This is a genomic window from Sagittula sp. S175, from assembly GCF_049800975.1.
Taxonomy (GTDB): domain Bacteria; phylum Pseudomonadota; class Alphaproteobacteria; order Rhodobacterales; family Rhodobacteraceae; genus Sagittula.
On the sequence record NZ_JBNAGB010000044.1, the window covers coordinates 1 to 16539 of the forward strand.

Consider the following 16539-nt stretch of genomic DNA (forward strand, 5'->3'; position numbering starts at 1 on the left):
GTGACCCTGGGCGGGATCACGGTGACCGACCCTCTGGTGAGCGTCACCGGCGGGCCGATCAGCCTCGCGCCCGGGGCGCAGGACGCCACCAGCTTCACCGCGCGCTACTCCGTCACGCAGGCGGATATCGACGCGGGCGAGGTGCAGAACACCGCCACGGTGACGGCCGATCTGCCGGGCGGCGGCACGGTCAGCGATACATCGGGCTCGGGCACCGGGACGGACGAGCCGACGGTGACGCCGCTGGTGCCCACGCCGGGCATTGCGCTGGTCAAGACGGCGGTGCTGAACGATGACGACGGCACGCCCGGGGTGAGCGCCGGGGACAGCATCGACTATGCCTTCCGGGTGGTGAACACAGGTGCCGTGACCCTGGGCGGGATCACGGTGACCGACCCTCTGGTGAGCGTCACCGGCGGGCCGATCAGCCTCGCGCCCGGGGCGCAGGACGCCACCAGCTTCACCGCGCGCTACTCCGTCACGCAGGCGGATATCGACGCGGGCGAGGTGCAGAACACCGCCACGGTGACGGCCGATCTGCCGGGCGGCGGCACGGTCAGCGATACATCGGGCTCGGGCACCGGGACGGACGAGCCGACGGTGACGCCGCTGGTGCCCACGCCGGGCATTGCGCTGGTCAAGACGGCGGTGCTGAACGATGACGACGGCACGCCCGGGGTGAGCGCCGGGGACAGCATCGACTATGCCTTCCGGGTGGTGAACACAGGTGCCGTGACCCTGGGCGGGATCACGGTGACCGACCCTCTGGTCAGCGTGACCGGCGGGCCGATCAGCCTCGCGCCCGGGGCGCAGGACGCCACCAGCTTCACCGCGCACTACACCGTCACGCAGGCAGATATCGACGCGGGCGAGGTGCAGAACACCGCGACGGTGACGGCCGATCTGCCGGGCGGCGGCACGATCAGCGATACATCGGGCTCGGGCACCGGGACGGACGAGCCGACGGTGACGCCGCTGGTGCCCACGCCGGGCATTGCGCTGGTCAAGACGGCGGTGCTGAACGATGACGACGGCACGCCGGGCGTGAGCGCCGGGGACAGCATCGACTATGCCTTCCGGGTGGTGAACACCGGCGCGGTGACCCTGGGCGGGATCACGTTGACCGACCCTCTGGTCAGCGTGACCGGCGGGCCGATCAGCCTCGCGCCCGGGGCGCAGGACGCCACCAGCTTCACCGCGCGCTACATCGTCACGCAGGCGGATGTCTTGTCTGGTCACGTGCGCAATCAGGCCACCACGGTCGGGCATGTCGGCAGCGTGACGGCGAGCGACCTGTCCGGAACCGCAACCGATAATGACGATGAAACCGTGACATTCCTCGGATCGATCGTTGGCCGCGTGGCGGATGCCGCTGGGCCGCGAATTCAGTCCGTCGTAACCCTCGTCGATGCAGCGACCGGGGCGTCCGTCACCACCGTATTGACTGGCGCAGACGGCAGCTATGCGTTCATTGGATTGGAGCCCGGAAACTATTGCGTCAGGTTCTCTCACGAAAGCGATGAGGGTGTTCTGGCGACAACCGGCACGGCCCAAGGCGCCTCGCAACAGGGCGACGAGGTCTGCGGGATCGCCATCGTTCTGGGGGCAAATCGGCTGATCACCGGCGTCGACGCGCTCATGGTGGACCCCAGCGGTGTGATCTACGACTCGGTCACCCGCGCCCCGCTGGCCGGGGCGACGGTGACCCTGCTGATCAACGGAACCCCCGTGCCGGACAGTTGGCTAGCGGCTGCGGGGGACCGCAACAATGTCGTAACCGGCGCGACGGGCCAATATTCCTTCCTCCTGCAATCGCCCGCGACCAGCGGCACCTATAGCCTGCGCGTCAGCGCGCCAGGATATGATGCCTCGACTCTGCTGCCGGCGCAAACCGGGCCGCTGACACCGGGCACGGGTCTGGGATTGGAAGAAGTCGTCCCTTTCGCCAATGCACCCGCTGTCGGGCAAGACACGACCTATTACCTGTCCTTCCAAATGAGCTTTCCGAACTGGGGAGACGCTACCACGCTGTCCAAGGGTATCGTCCACAACCATGTCCCCCTCGATCCGGCCGGATTGGCGACGCAGTTGACCTTGACCAAGACAGCGGATGCCAGCGGTTTGTCGTCACCACCGCAGGTGGGCGACGTGATCCGCTACACCATCACGGCGCGCAACGCTGGTGTCCTGCCGCTGACCGGGATCACGCTGGACGATCCGCTCACCCCGGATGAGGCACTGACGGTCCAGACAGGTATCACGACGGACGGCGTGCTGGACGCCGGGGAAACCTGGATTTGGACCGCAAGCGTCACGCTGGATGCGCAAAGCGTCAACCGCGACCAGATCTCGAACCTCGCGACACTTATCGCCACCGATGCCTGGGGAGCGCCAGTTCTTGTGGAAAGCAGCCCGACCGGGAATGCCATCTTCGGCGCAGGCAATGGCACACCCACCATCGTGGAACTGGATGGTCTGATCGACGAGATCCGGGACGAACTGGAAACCATCCTCGAAGACGATCTTCGCCTGACGGTGGAGCGGCTCAGTCGCAGTTTCTCGGGCTTTGCCCGAGATGCGGCGCGGCGACTTCGGGAGAGTGACGAGGAGTGCCATGATGATACGACTCTCAGCCACCAAGGGCGGCTGGAAATCAACGGCGGCGAGGTGCAGGGCGACGCATTCCTTGAGCGCGAGCAGCGCGACTGCCTGCGGCGAGAATGGCGGATCGACACAGTCGAAGCCTCTGTCACACGGGCGGATGGTTTCGGGTCACACAGCGTTCTGACCTACACGCATCGTCAGGAACGTCTGCACGGCGAGGATGAACTGCGCGCGTGGTTCCTGGGAGGGTACGTCAGTCGTGCCCGGACAGAGAGCGGAACGGCACGCGGAACCATCGATGGTCGCGGCGTGTTTGGCGGGATCTACGGGGCGCGACGTCTGCCCGAAGACGGCATGCTGGACTATTACCTGGCCGCTGCCATGGGGCGGCACAGCTTCAACTTCGACTTCGCCCGGAATGTGACGATCACAGCAAAGGGCAATTACAACTACCAGGCTCTGTTCGCCGGGGCGAGCCTGTCACGACCGTTGACCTACGGACGGACAACCATCACGCCTCGGCTGGGTGTGGATCTCGCCTTTGCCCGCGGGGCTGAGGTCTCGGTCACCGCCAGCATGGGTCCGCGGCACGAGACGGGCACGTTCCGGCTGGACAGCATCGGAAGTTGGCAATTGCATGCGGAGGCGGAGATCAGTCGAGATCTTGGCAGGCCCGACATCGGCGGATTGCCGGCTGACCAGGACATAAGCCTGATGTTGCGACCGGGCATCCAGTGCATCGGCAGCTTCGGCCCCGATCTGACGACCTGCGGTCTGGACCTGGCGATGGGGCTCTACGTCACGGGCCGCGACGACCGCAGCACTTTCGCCGCCGAGGTCGAAGGCGCGATTCTGGAGGACCGAAAGAGCGCCGCCGTGCAACTCTCTTGGGAGCGCAGACTGGATGGCGTCGACGGAACCTTGCAGATCAACGGTGGCCTTGGCGCCAATGGAGAACGGACCGCGTCGGTTGGGGTCGATATATCGTTCTGAGCAAATTTGACCGTGAGCTAAGTTTGCTGACTTTGAAACTGTTCGGACCATCGGTAGGGGAAGCCAAGGTTTGGCCCGACCGCAAGAAACGCCGCAATTAGTTGAATCAGTGGTCAGGCCTAAATGCAGGGAGAGTGTTTCAGCGAAACAAGGTCTGGCACCGGCCGTTGCATCCCGTGTTCCGAAAGTCCGGATCGGGTCGGCGCAGCCGCCGGCCCACCTAATCAGATCTCTACGCCTTCCGAGATCGCAAGGGCATCTTCCAGATCCACGCCCAGATATCGAACCGTACTGTCCATCTTTGTGTGCCCAAGAAGAAGCTGCACGGCCCGCAGGTTCCCCGTTTTCCGATAAATCTGCGCCACCTTGGTCCGCCGCATGGAATGCGTCCCGTATGATGAGGGTTCCAGCCCGATGGACGAAACCCATTCGCGCACGAGCCGGGCATACTGTCGCGTAGAGATGTGAAGGCGTTCGTGGAAACGCCCCGGCCAGAGATGCTCGACCCGATCATCGATGGTTCGGCCATCCATCGGGCCAACGACCGCCTGGTGCCCTCGGTGATCTCGAAGCGGACGGGTCGCCCCGTCTTGCTCTGGATGATCGAAGCTCGTTCCTTGACCTGGTTTGCAGCGAAGACATCGGCGACCCGCAGCTTCACCAGATCGCAGCCTCGAAGCTTGCTGTCGATGGCGAGGTTGAAGAGCGCAAGATCTCGGTGACGTTCCGCCAGCTCAAGTCGGACCCTGATGGCCCAGACGTGTTTCAGCAGCAGTGGACGCTTCTGGCCGATGATCCGTCCCTTGTTCCACGCGGGGCGGCCGGCGCGGATGGCTGGTAGGTTTGCAGCAGGCATGGCAGTTCCCCCGATCCGCCGCTCCCAGCCACATCGCCAACGTTGTGCTGGCGGGGAAATATACCACGGAAATGCTGCAACCGGGCTCGACGGCGGCTTCGGGGCGGCGGCCTTTGCCCCGTGAATGAGACCAAGGTCCAGAAAGCGCAGGAAGCGACGTTAGTAACGTCGCGGTGCCGGCGTTTTCTGGGGCGACGCGACTGGCCCAAACCGGTTGTTGACCAACTCCCATCGCCGTTGCGGTGCGGTTTGTCGTTTCGGCTTTCGCCGTGAGCGTATGATCTCTGGGCTTGAAGGGGAACACGCGCGACGCCGCGGGCGTGGTATCCCTCCGAAAAGGAGCGCACAGCCGCGACCTAGTCCCGTGCGTTGCCATCCGGGCCATGTCGGTCAATCCGGCGCAGCATTCACATCTCTGCCAGATCGATCATCGCGAGAAGCTTGAGAGTGTTGCCGAAATAGTCGCCCTCCTCGATGGGAATGGCGACCAAGGCGAGCCAGAGGGCGTCCATCCAGGCCTGATCCGCCTCTGGCGCCCCGCTGCCTGCAATGGCAGCGGCTGCGAACATGGAGATCCAACCCGGCTCTCCTGTCCACTGGCCATCCGGCGGGATACTGCCGTCGAGCCGATAGGTCGAGGCGATGCGGTTCGGGTCCCCGTCGGTGGCAGTGCGGATCCATGCGTTGATCCGTTGCAGCCGAACGGCGGCGGGTGGATCGTGGCTGACCCGGTAATCGGCGGCCAGCCGATAGGGATAGCGCAGGGCATTCCACGAATAAAACCCGTCACTTTCGCCTTCGAGAAACCCCGCCGGGGCCGGGCGCGGATTGTCGGGCATCCCGATCATGAAATCCGGGACAAGGCCGGTGTCCTGCGCATAGGAGTCCGAAAGCCGACCCCAGACGTCATACCCGGCGCTTCTGATCGCGCTCCACCGGGACGCTTCGGGACCGGGCGCGTTGGCAAAAACGGAAAAGTTGTAGGGCATGAAATCCGAGGACCGGGAGGCCACGTCATAGATCTCGTAGTGCGCCCAGTCGCCCAGTTTGACAAGATCATGGCGGGTGATCTCGCGAGCGAGAATGGCCGCCCGCACCTCTGCCGCGTCTTCGGCATAGCCGCCCCATCTGTCCTGCGCCAATTGCAGCGCAAGGGCTATGTCGATGTCACCGTCGCTGGCCGTCATCTTGCCCTCGGGCGCGTCCTTGCAATCGCGGGTCTGATTCCACGCCATCAGGCCAGGCCCGCTTTCGGCGGGATGTGCCCGGAAATAGGCAAACATTTCGTCGAAAAGCGGTTTTGCTTGTCTGTCGCGCTCCGCCATTCTGACGAGGGCGAGCATGCCATAGCCATGGGCCTCGGATACGGTGAGCGTATTGGGCACGCTGTCGCCGTAGGTCGGCTTGCCGTCGCCCGCAATGTCGACATAGGCGCCGCCGCAGCCCTCAACCAGGTAGACGTTTTTCCATTTCTGCCAGAACCGATCCAGTGCAGCCCGGCGTTGGTCCTTGCTCACACTGGGAGAGATGACTGATGCTTCTCCCGACGATGCGCCCAAAGCGGGACCGCCGACGCCTGCGATCCCCCAGGCGACGAGGATTGAGGATGCAATGATTGAAGCACGCGACCTCGACCAGAGGCGTTTCATGTGGCAGTTCCTCCTCGTGTAGGCCCCAAAGGTGGATTGGTCGCGTCGAATCCTGTTGGTCATTGAACGGGAGACACGTCATTCGAATCTCTCCGATCAGGGTGGCGTAGACCTGTTCGTCCAGTTGTCTTGAGGCGAACCACCTTGACCGTCACACTGCCCGACTGGAACCGTTCGCGGCAAGGCGTATGAGATGTCGGCGGCGAGCGGGTTGGCGCGCCCCCCTGGCCCAGCCACGCCAAGACGCCATCCTAGGAGAGCCGGCGGGCGATCCACAGATCCTCGCGGCCTTGACAGAGGTGACGTCCCGTATCGACCAGCAACAGAGTATTCTGTTCTTCTGCAGCGCAGGTCCCGTTTTCGCCTTGAGTGTCGCAACAATGCGTCGTGCAGCGCAACATGCAATTGGCGTGGGACGGCTGGGAGCGGACGAATGCACTTGCAGCGGAAACGGAAACGAGACGGGACGTGAAGGGCTCCAAACGGACGTGCGGCGGCGCGGCAACCAGGATCTCGACGTTGGTCGAGGCCTTCGTCGCTTGCAGCCCATATCGGTCTTTCGGACTTGGCGATGCGCTGCGGTGCAGCTTCCCCAGACCGGCCGCTGCCATGGCGCCGTCATCGCACGCGGCGGCATGGCAATCGTACCGATCCGAAGGAACGGTCGGGCTTGGAAAGAGGACTGTCCGGCTGCCAAGGCGCGCAACGAAATCCTGCGCGCCACGCATCCCTACGGACGGGCAATCTGGAAGCGGTGGACCGGATACCACGCCAGCAGCCGCATGGAGGCCAAGCCTCTCGGGACATTGCTGCGCAATGCCCTGCCGGCCAGTGGATGCGATGCCTGAAGGCTTTCGGGGAGCCTATACCCGCGCGGGACCCCGAGCGCCAAACCGCAGAAATCCACATCCGGGTCGCCCTTGTCAGTCGCTTCGACGCGCTCGGCACCGCCGAGGTCGTCCGCGTGGCCTGAACCTGAACGCGAAAGGGGCACTCCCGCCTCAGCCGGCCCTTCTGCAACACCCCCCTATCAATCGTCATTGTAAATGCTGCCGTCCATCATGGCCTTCTTGCTTCAAAATCAGCAAGGAAAGCGTCCTCGTTTCACTGGTCCATTCAAGATCCTGGTGTTGATCTTCCGCCGTCGTAATTCGGGAATAGTGCCCTCAGGACCGAAAAGGTGCCGTTAAATTGGCTGGGACCATCTGTTCCGGGCTGTCTGTCGACAAGCAACTTTGCAACGTTATACTGCAAGCGCTCTCTCAACGCATGGCCGGTTTGCACTGCGCGGGGCCACAAGGCTGTTTCCGATGAACCCTGTCACGCGTAGGTTGCGCAGGCCGTTTCCGCGCTTGCTTATGCAACAGGAACAATATTCAGAGGCGGCATCCCCGTTCGAATCCAGCCGGTGAGGCGCATGTTCAAGCCGTTGAAGAAGGTCCAGGCCCGCCGCCGCAAGCAGATGCGCAAAGCCACCGCAACTGCCTTCGGACAGTTGGCCAGTGCCATGCTGCCAAAGGCACCCAAGGGAAAGGTCCGGCCAAAATCGAAGTCGACGGGTGCCGGTAAGGCGCTGAGCCATATCAGGATTCAGTCGACAGCGACATCAAAGCCTGTGGTCAGATCCACGCCGTCAACCGCCACTGTGCGGTCACGAATGCCGATGCCGCGCGGGGCGCGCTTTCAGTCGCTGACCTACAGCAGTCCATTCGGCCGCCTGGACTACAAACTGTATCTGCCAGCCAGCGCCACAGGTGCAGAGCGCGCCTTGCCCCTCGTTGTCATGCTTCACGGCTGTGGACAATCACCGGATGATTTCGCGACCGGGACCGGCATGAACGCTTTGGCCGAGGAAATGGGTGTCATCGTCGTCTACCCGGCCCAGAACCGCCAAGCGCAAAAGAACCGTTGCTGGAACTGGTATCGCCGCAGCGACCAGGGCCGGTTCGCTGGCGAGCCTGCCCTCCTCGCGGACCTGACGAAAAACGTCATTGAAGCCACACGCGCCGATCCCGCGCGAGTTTATGTGGCCGGTCTGTCCGCAGGAGCCTCGATGGCGCTGATCCTGGCAGCCGCCTATCCAGACATCTTCGCAGCCGTCGGCGCGCATTCAGGGCTCGCGGTGCGGGCAGCGCACGATGCCTCGACGGCGATGATCGCAATGAAGCACGGCGCACCGGGCAGCCGGTCCCCGGCACCAATGCCCACGATCAATTTCCATGGCGAGGAAGACAAGGTCGTTCACATCCGGAACGGACGCTTTGTCGCTGCGCGTGCCGCCGATGCCTACCCTGACCTGGTCAGAACCGAACGCAAAGGACGGACGCAGGATGGGCGTCAGTTTGTGCGGCAGTCCCTTCGAAAGGGTAAAGGTAAATCGTTCGCCGAGTTCTGGGTCATCGCGGGTTCCGGCCACGCATGGTCAGGCGGGAGCCCGTCGGGGCGGTTTACTGATCCAGCCGGTCCGGATGCGTCCCGCGAGATGCTGCGCTTCATGCTGCAGCACCGGACAACGTTGAAACATCGTAAGGCGGCAGCATTGATCAACGCAGCCTGACACCCGGGAGCTCAAGAAGACGATGTTCCTGTAAAAGTCGCTGATCCTGACACGCGATCTTGTGCGGCGAAGGTCCGGATCTTGGCTGTTTGCAAAGGGCCATCCGGCGACATCTTCCACGTGCAAAGAATTGCAGCCCGTGACCCCCGGCCCTGAGCGGACTTCGGCAAGCTCCCCCGGCAGTTCGAAGTCGGACATGTGGTGCGCACCGGCAGCCAATGGAAGCCTCAGGCGACGCCTGTGAACACGTCGATGGTCGTCGCCAGCAAGGTGGATCTTTACTCGTTCTTCGGGTCACGTCGGTCGTTTCGCGGTCGGTTCCGAACCCGTCGCTTTTGGACTTCCGTGCAGGATGCAACGCATTTTGTAATACGTCAGGGGTCAGATTTTCTGACTGCGCGGGTGCATCCGGACGAAGCGCCCGCCGACGTCACGTCCGGTCGTCACGGGACGCCCTTGCCTCGACGGTCAGCCAGCGCAGAAGAAAACCGACTTCGGCCTTCTTCACCGCTTCCTGTGTCGCGACGGCATCGTAGCCCATACCCGTCGTGACCGCATGCGCGTGGATCGATGGCTCGCCATCCTGCCATGCGATGCTTCCGGTAAGGCTGGTCATCTCCAGATCGCGACAGGTCTTCGGGTCAAGGAACTTGTCGTCGACAATCGTGGAACCCGAACGTCGACGACCCTTGCGAACCCGATGCCGAAGAACGATGCCGACCGCAGATCCGCCCGCTTCGCGAGGGCCGTCGGTGGCCTGAAGACGTCGTCTCCGTGGGGCAGCTACATGAAGAAGCCTGTAGGTGTTTCAGCGTATCCCGGTTGAACGTCTTGCACCGGGGGCACGTCTCCTTGACTTCAACCCTTTCGATTCGGTACCGCCGCCAGGCGACCTTGGATCAAGGTCGATTGCGTTTCAGACCTGCAGATTGGTCATGTCGTGTGCCCGGCCGGTTGGCGTCCGAGGAGAAGGTGCAATTTCGGCGCCGCTGACGGTGTGATCCCGGGTGGCCATCGAGGTGCAACATCGAGGAGGACGTTTCGGCCGAAAGATGCGCGCCATAATCATGTTATTCGACTGGTGCTTACGGTTATTCGCCACGGCCGAGATGAGCGCCATGGACGTCGGCGACACGATCGCCTTGCCAGACGTGTCCCCGGGCCGACCATGCCAGCCGAAGTCCTGATCCTGCGACCCATGCCGCTGGCGCCCCACCCTCGAATTGGTTTACTGGACAATCACTTTATCGGGAAACTACACTACCTGAAAATTGATCGCTACTTGATCAAGCTGCAGCGAGTTCAACATGCGCCCGAGTGAAAGAAACGCCGTCTCGGTGAGTGGTCGTGGCGACACTCCCATCATCTTTCTGCACGGCTACGGCTGTGACAGCGGCATGTGGCGTTCGGTCATTCCGGCTTTTCACGATGACTTCAAGACGATCACTTATGATCTGACCGGATCGGGCCGCTCTCGTACCGCTGACTATGACCCTGTGCGCTATGCGTCTTTGACGGCCCATGCGGACGATCTGATTGCCATTCTCGAGGATCAGGGCCTTGGCGACGTGATCGCCGTCGGACATTCGATCAGCGCCATGACGATCGGTCTGGCCGCAACACGGCGTCCCGATCTGATCGCACGATTGGTGATGGTCTGCCCGTCGCCCAGCTACATCGACGATGGGACCTACAAGGGCGGTTTCACGCAAGAAGACCTGCTGGATCTGATCAATGTTCTGGAATCCAACTATCTGGGTTGGGCGCGCCAGATGGCGCCGCAGATCATGGGGGTGCCAGCCAGGCCCGATCTGGGCGTTGAACTGACCGACAGTTTCTGCCGGACAGATCCCGACATTGCACGGCATTTTGCAAAGGTCACATTCCTGCAGGATCACCGGGCGGAGGTAAAGAAGCTCTCTCATCCAACGCTGATCATTCAGTGTCGCGACGACATCATCGTCCCGCCCGAAGTCGGCGAATGGATGGTCGAGAATATGCACGACGCCCGCCTGACCGTACTGGATGCGACCGGGCATTGCCCGCACATGAGCGCACCCGCGCTGACGTCGGACGCCATCCTGCGTTTCGTGCGCTCACCCGTCTGTGCCTGATCGCCTCATGGACCGGCAGGATGTGACACCCGATTGGCCCTGCGGTCTTGTAGAACTCGATGGCGAAGGCCGGGTCGTTGCAATGAACGCTCGGATGCGCGACTGGTTGGGGCGCGCTGCGGATCAGGGTGCGCTGAAGCTGCAGGACCTGGTGCCGCGCGCCGTGCAGATCTATTTCGAAACCCATCTGAGGCCGATCCTGACGGCAGAGGGGGGGCTCGACGAGGTATCCGCCTATTTTCAACGCGCAGATGGCACGCGGTTTCCCGCGTTCATCAACGCATCGGCCGACGTGCAGGATGGGCTGCTGACGCGGATGAGGCTGGCGGTATTTCCCAATGTCGCGCGCTCGGCCTTCGAGGAGGAACTGATCGCTCGTCGCCGGCAAAGCGACGTGTTCAGGGTCTTGGTAGGCTCATCGCCGCAGGCCGTGATCTCGGTCGACGACCGGATGATCGTTCAGACCTGGAATCCGGCAGCGACCCGGCTGTTCGGCTACGATGCAGACGCGGTCATCGGGCAGCCCGTGGACTCGATCCTGCTGTCATCCGAAACCGGCGCGACCTTTTCGGATGCACTCGCACGGGCGATGGCGGGAGAGATGGTGCGTGAAGAGACCGTGCGGTTTCACCGCGAAGGGCATCCTGTCGCTGTCGAGGCATCGAAAGCCGCGGTCTATGACGACATGGGCCGGGTGACCGGCGTGGTGATGACCTACACGGATATCAGCGCCCGCAAGATGGTGGAGGAGGAAGCACGCAACCTTCTGCTCGAACTCAACCACCGTGCCAAGAACGTCCTGTCCATCGTGCAGGTGATCGCGCGCCAGACCGGCCGGCTGCACGACGGCCCGACCTTTCACCAGGTCTTCTCGCAACGGCTTGCCAGCATGATCTCCAACCAGGAGAGCCTGGTCCGGCAAGACGGTCGCAGCGCCGATCTGGGTCATCTGGTGCGGGCGCAGTTCTCTCATCTGGTCGATCCGAGGGCCGATGCCGTGACCATAGAAGGCCCTGATCTGCTGCTGAACCGCGAAGCGGCACAGGCCATCGGGATGGCGATTTTCGAGCTGGTGACCAATGCGGTCAAATATGGAGCATTGTCGGAACCGTCCGGCCGCGTCTGCTTGCGCTGGACGATGGGTGACGGACCCGAGCCGATGCTTCATATGGTCTGGCAGGAAGCGGACGGCCCCCCTGTCGTGGCCCCCACACGCAAGGGCTTCGGATTTCAGGTGACGGGGCCTATCCTCGAAAACGTCACCGGCGGCCAGACCGCGCGCGCATTCGATGAGGCGGGTTTGCGCTGGACCTACAGCGCCTCAATCAGGCGATTGGTGTCAGCAAATTTGTAACAGCGGGCGCACCGGCCCTTAAATTTGATCGCCGTGATACAGTTGCCAGGTCTTGGGCTGCGTGGATTGACGGTACCTGAATTGGTCGGTGTTCCGGGTTGTGGGGTCTTCACGCTGCCGTCATCTCTCGTTTCCAAGGAACGACATCCATCATCGGACGTTGCACTGCGAAGCGTAAAAGTGAGCCCCCAAAGATGACAGCATTCTCCACGATCAATCCTGCGACCGAAACCGAACTGGTGGGGTATGACCTGATGTCTGCCGGAACCGCCTTCGACAAGATTGAGAAATGTCACGCCGCGTTTCTGGGGTGGCGCACGAAAAGCCACGCTGAGCGCGCGCTTTACCTGAAGAAGATTGCACAAGGATTACGCGACAAGTCGGAAGCCTATGCCAACCTGATGACCGAGGAAACGGGCAAGCTGTTGCGTGACAGCGAGGCCGAGGTGGCGCTCTGCGCGAAGATCTTCGATTATACTGCCGAACATGGACCGACGGTGCTGGCCGACGAAGAGCGAAAGCATGGAGCCGATGGACGGCAGGGATTTGTTGCCTACTGTCCGATCGGCGTTGTCTACAGCATCCAGCCTTGGAACTTTCCGGCATATCAGCCTACCCGGGTTCTTGCATCCAACCTGATGGCCGGTAACGGCGTCATACTGAAACATGCGTCGATCTGTACCGGAAGCGGACTGATGCTGCGCGATATCTGTCTCGAGGCGGGTCTGCCCGAAGGCCTGTTTGACGTGCTCATCATCGATCACGATACGTCTGACGCCGTGATCGAGCATGAAATGATACGGGGCGTCACCATGACGGGCAGCGATCGCGGAGGCCGTCATATCGGCCAGATCGCGGCGAAAAACCTCAAGAAGACCGTATTGGAACTGGGTTCGAACGACGCCTATCTGGTCCTCGAAGATGCGGATGTCGAACTCGCGGTAAAGACCTGCGTACAGGGTCGCCTTTACAACAATGGTGAAACCTGCGTCTCCGCCAAGCGGTTTGTCGTTACCGGAGCGGTCTATGACGATTTTGTCAGCGCCTTCGTCGAACAGATGAAAGCCATAAGACTTGGCGATCCCAAGCATGAAGACACGCAACTCGGGCCGCTTTCCAGCAAGGAGCAGTTCGAGACGATCTGTGAGCAGGTCGCCGCAAGTGTTGCAGGGGGGGCCAGGATCCTTTGTGGCGGTGACGCCCCTGACCGGCCAGGCCACTACTATCCGGCGACCGTTCTGGCGGACTGTCAGCCCGGCACGCCTGCATACGATGACGAGATTTTTGGCCCCGTCGCCGCCGTGATCAAGGCCAAGGATGACGACGACGCCATGCGCATCGCGAACAACAGCCGCTATGGCCTGGGCGGTGGTATCTTTAGCCGGGACGAAAACAGGGCGCGCCGACTGGCCCGTGATCACTTCGACACTGGCATGGTGCGCATCAACTCTTTTGGCACCGCGGACCCGAACATGCCCTTTGGTGGTGTGAAGGCTTCCGGTTTTGGCCGCGAGCATGGCGGCTTCGGCATGAAGGAATTTGTCAACGTCAAGGCGATCTATATGCCTTGAGATCGGCCATCCGCCTGTCGAAGGGATCAGGTGCCGCAGTATCGGACGGCGACCGGCGCAAGCTCTGAAGTCGTCGACCAAACACCGCACGGGGTTGACCCGTCGGTATCGCAGATCATTGAGATCACAAAGGAACTCAGCATGAAAATTCTCGTAGCAGGAGCCACCGGCAAGACCGGCATCCGCCTTGTGAAACGATTGGCAGCGGGTGGGCATACGCCCGTCGCACTGGTGCGCAAAAGCTCTGACACCAGTAGCCTTCCCGACCAGACGCAACTGCGCGTGGGGGACCTCGCCGATCTTCCGGCGGGCGTGTGCGATGGGTGCGACGTCGTGATCTTTGCCGCAGGATCAGGTGGCGACACCGGCGCCGACATGACCGACAAGATCGACCGTGACGGCGCGATGGCCTTGATTGACCAAGCGGCAGAGAGCGGTGTTGCACGGTTTGTCATGTTGAGCAGCGTGGGCGCGGACGATCCGGATTCCAAATCCGATTTGGCGCATTACTTGCAGGCGAAACATGACGCTGACGAATATCTCAAGGCATCGGGACTGACCTATGCAATCGTCCGGCCCGTGAGCCTGACCGACGATGATGGAACGGGGGATGTCATCCTTGGGCGCGATGTCGACCCGCACGCCAAGGCCGCGCGTGGTGATGTGGCGCGCGTTCTGGCTGATGCCGTGTCAAGCGATGACTGGGGCGGAAAGACCCGTCTGATGCAAACTGCGTGACCACGAGCTGTCGATTGACACGCAGCCATTGTGCGCCGTGTGCCGGGGCGTGTTATGCAATCAGCTTCGTCGGATGCCGTCGCGGTGTTTGGCCATTGCGACGGCTATGCAGGGAAGTGTCCCGGCTGGTTCTCTGATCGCCTTGGTCAAACGCCGACCTCTGTGACGGTCCTTCTGCGGGCCGGCGTCGACGGCCCGGATCCGGCGAAGATTGCTCGAAGCACGCCCCTGCAACGGCATCGAGGCCCTCATGCTTTGGAACATCCGGACCGCGCCACGCCTCGCCGCATGAGGCTTCTCCGAAGCAAGCAAGTCAGGTCCGGGCAATATGCAGCGGAGCGGGTGCAATGCCTGGGAACGCGCCGGAAGACCCGCCTGTAACAGGGAGCGGCTCTCTGCGACACGCGTCAGACCAAACGTCATCCCGAGCAAATCGCTCAGGCGGCGGTGTCTTCAGGTTTCCGGCTTTGCCTTCAACTTGTAGCGCAGCCCATCAGGCTCGTAGAGGGTCTCGGCCTCTCCTCCGATGGTCATCTGTGCGAAGCGGTTCAAGACCTGCGTGCCGAACCCGCGCGATGACGGCGCAGCCACCGGCGGGCCGCCGTGCTCGGTCCAGGTAAAGACCAGCTGACCCTCGCCATCATGCGACCACCGGATATCGACGCGGCCACCGATCTGCGACCACGCACCATACTTTACCGCGTTGGTCGCAAGTTCATGAACGACCATCGCGTACACTTGTGTCTGAGGGCCAGTCAGCCGGATCTCGGGACCGGACAAATCGAGTTGGTTTGCATCGATCACAAAGGACTCGAGTGCATTTTGTACAGTCGATTTGAGATCGGCGGCATCTTTGCCATCCGGCAACTTCAACTTGTCCGCGAGTTTGCTTACACGCGGCTCGAACCGTTCAAGGAACTGTTCGGGCGCTCCGGTTCGCATCACCATGCGTGCGATCGTCAACAGGATGGAAATGATGTTGTCCGTCCGGTGCTGAAGCTCGCGAACGAGCAGCTGGCTGCGCTCCTGAGCCTCGCGTTCGGCTGTAATGTCGATGATGGCTGCAACGCCTGTCGACGCCGGACGTTCCGGGTGCAGTTCGTCGCGGTAAAGCGCCTTGCGCGCGTGTACCCACCGTGTCGATCCGTCGGCCGCGATGGTGCGGTGCGTCACTTCGATCACATCCTCGCAGGTCGGGTCGAGCAGACGATCAACCTGAGCGAGGACGCCCGCCAAGTCGGCAGGATGGATGCGCGCGTGGAACGCGTCCCGAGATACGGCCACGTTCGGCTCCAGCCCGAACAGCTCCGCAACCCGCGCGTCCGGAATAACGGTATCAGCAATGTAGTCCACGGCCGTCAGTCCAACACCCGCAAGGTCGAGCCCCATGGTCTTTTGACCCTCGGTCAGGGTCTCATATGTCTGGAGCGGGGCCAGATGAAATACTGTTTTGGTCATGGGCCCTCCTGCGGCGACATGCATCATGCGGGAAAGATGCACTTATTTCTCCGGATTAGTTAATTGCACAGGAACATTGACCTGTCTACGGTAGAGGGCACGATTGGCCAGCCAGACGACAGGATGCCTCCCTTTGCATGTCTGATCGAATGGCGCAACGTTCTGCGGACCATTGCCATTCGAAAATGCCGACAGTCTTTTCGAAGAGTAATCGCTTCGACCCGCACATTATCAGTTCGTGGCCCGTGCCGCGGAGGTCAGCGAGGCTCTGTTGCACAAATCCTGTGAGGGATTCATGTCGTGAATCCAGCGTGGTAGCTGGACGACATGAGCAGACCCACACCCCCGACCTACAAGACCAGGAACTGGCCAGCCTATAATGAAGCGCTCAAGCGTCGAGGCTCGCTGACAATCTGGTTCGATCCCGAGATGATCTGGGATGCTGCGCCGACCGGCAAACGCGGCCGACAACAGACCTACAGCGACACTGCCATCCAGACATGCCTGACGATGAAGGGTGAAGGGCGTCCCGGAATTGATCCGGGGGATCAATTCAGCCCTGAACGGGCGGAGCCCCGGGCATGTTCGGCATGGCGCTCCGGCAGACGACCGGGTTCGTCGAGAGCTTGTTGCGTCTGATCGGTT

The 16539-nt window shown here is 62.1% G+C and carries 9 protein-coding genes and 3 pseudogenes; 8 read left to right on the forward strand and 4 right to left on the reverse strand.

Annotation, left to right across the window (positions count from 1 at the left end):
• Positions 1-3597, forward strand: a 3597-nt coding sequence (locus ACP16H_RS25705) for a DUF7507 domain-containing protein (RefSeq protein WP_425075010.1), incomplete at its 5' end; no start/stop codon positions are given.
• A gap of 224 nt (positions 3598-3821) precedes the next feature.
• On the opposite strand, the pseudogene ACP16H_RS25710 reads toward ACP16H_RS25705, so the two are convergent.
• Both ACP16H_RS25710 and ACP16H_RS25715 read right to left on the reverse strand, forming a co-directional pair.
• Positions 3822-4453, reverse strand: a pseudogene (locus tag ACP16H_RS25710) (tyrosine-type recombinase/integrase).
• Between the two features lie 407 nt (positions 4454-4860).
• Positions 4861-5970, reverse strand: coding sequence for a glycosyl hydrolase family 8 (locus tag ACP16H_RS25715; protein ID WP_425075011.1), 1110 nt, complete (start codon positions 5968-5970; stop codon positions 4861-4863).
• 728 nt (positions 5971-6698) lie between these two features.
• On the opposite strand from ACP16H_RS25715, the pseudogene ACP16H_RS25720 reads away from it, so the two are divergent.
• Both ACP16H_RS25720 and ACP16H_RS25725 read left to right on the forward strand, forming a co-directional pair.
• Positions 6699-7075 (forward strand): annotated as a pseudogene (locus tag ACP16H_RS25720) (hypothetical protein); the annotation flags it as partial.
• Between the two features lie 444 nt (positions 7076-7519).
• Positions 7520-8659 (forward strand): alpha/beta hydrolase family esterase, encoded by a 1140-nt coding sequence (locus ACP16H_RS25725; protein WP_425075012.1) that lies wholly within the window; start codon positions 7520-7522, stop codon positions 8657-8659.
• A gap of 430 nt (positions 8660-9089) precedes the next feature.
• On the opposite strand, the gene ACP16H_RS25730 is transcribed toward ACP16H_RS25725, so the two are convergent.
• Entirely contained in the window at positions 9090-9275 is a 186-nt protein-coding gene (locus ACP16H_RS25730) for a hypothetical protein (protein WP_425075013.1), read from the reverse strand.
• Positions 9276-9966: 691 nt separating this feature from the next.
• Here ACP16H_RS25730 and ACP16H_RS25735 point away from each other — a divergent pair.
• The 4 genes from ACP16H_RS25735 to ACP16H_RS25750 all read left to right on the forward strand — a co-directional run bounded on the left by ACP16H_RS25735 (position 9967) and on the right by ACP16H_RS25750 (position 14436).
• A complete protein-coding gene (locus tag ACP16H_RS25735; protein ID WP_425075014.1) occupies positions 9967-10773 on the forward strand; it encodes an alpha/beta fold hydrolase in 807 nt (268 codons plus the stop codon).
• A gap of 94 nt (positions 10774-10867) precedes the next feature.
• Positions 10868-12127, forward strand: a complete 1260-nt coding sequence (locus tag ACP16H_RS25740) for a PAS domain S-box protein (RefSeq protein ID WP_425075015.1) — start codon at positions 10868-10870, stop codon at positions 12125-12127.
• A 194-nt stretch (positions 12128-12321) separates the two neighbouring features.
• Positions 12322-13698: an NAD-dependent succinate-semialdehyde dehydrogenase gene (locus ACP16H_RS25745; RefSeq protein WP_425075016.1), complete on the forward strand. Its 1377-nt coding sequence runs from the start codon at positions 12322-12324 to the stop codon at positions 13696-13698.
• Positions 13699-13839: 141 nt separating this feature from the next.
• Positions 13840-14436 carry an SDR family oxidoreductase gene (locus ACP16H_RS25750; RefSeq protein WP_425075018.1) on the forward strand — a complete coding sequence of 199 codons (597 nt, stop codon included), beginning with the start codon at positions 13840-13842 and terminating at the stop codon, positions 14434-14436.
• A 453-nt stretch (positions 14437-14889) separates the two neighbouring features.
• On the opposite strand, the gene ACP16H_RS25755 is transcribed toward ACP16H_RS25750, so the two are convergent.
• Complete coding sequence (locus ACP16H_RS25755; RefSeq protein WP_425075017.1) at positions 14890-15894, reverse strand: PAS domain-containing protein; 1005 nt, start codon at positions 15892-15894, stop codon at positions 14890-14892.
• A 327-nt stretch (positions 15895-16221) separates the two neighbouring features.
• Here ACP16H_RS25755 and ACP16H_RS25760 point away from each other — a divergent pair.
• Positions 16222-16539, forward strand: a pseudogene (locus tag ACP16H_RS25760) (transposase); the annotation flags it as partial.

Coding starts and splice junctions, on each gene's coding strand:
- ACP16H_RS25725 (WP_425075012.1), top strand. CDS start 7,520: ATGTTCAAGCCGTTGAAGAAGGTCCAGGCCCGCCGCCGCAAGCAGATG.
- ACP16H_RS25730 (WP_425075013.1), bottom strand. CDS start 9,275: ATGACCAGCCTTACCGGAAGCATCGCATGGCAGGATGGCGAGCCATCG.
- ACP16H_RS25735 (WP_425075014.1), top strand. CDS start 9,967: ATGCGCCCGAGTGAAAGAAACGCCGTCTCGGTGAGTGGTCGTGGCGAC.
- ACP16H_RS25740 (WP_425075015.1), top strand. CDS start 10,868: ATGCGCGACTGGTTGGGGCGCGCTGCGGATCAGGGTGCGCTGAAGCTG.
- ACP16H_RS25745 (WP_425075016.1), top strand. CDS start 12,322: ATGACAGCATTCTCCACGATCAATCCTGCGACCGAAACCGAACTGGTG.
- ACP16H_RS25750 (WP_425075018.1), top strand. CDS start 13,840: ATGAAAATTCTCGTAGCAGGAGCCACCGGCAAGACCGGCATCCGCCTT.
- ACP16H_RS25755 (WP_425075017.1), bottom strand. CDS start 15,894: ATGACCAAAACAGTATTTCATCTGGCCCCGCTCCAGACATATGAGACC.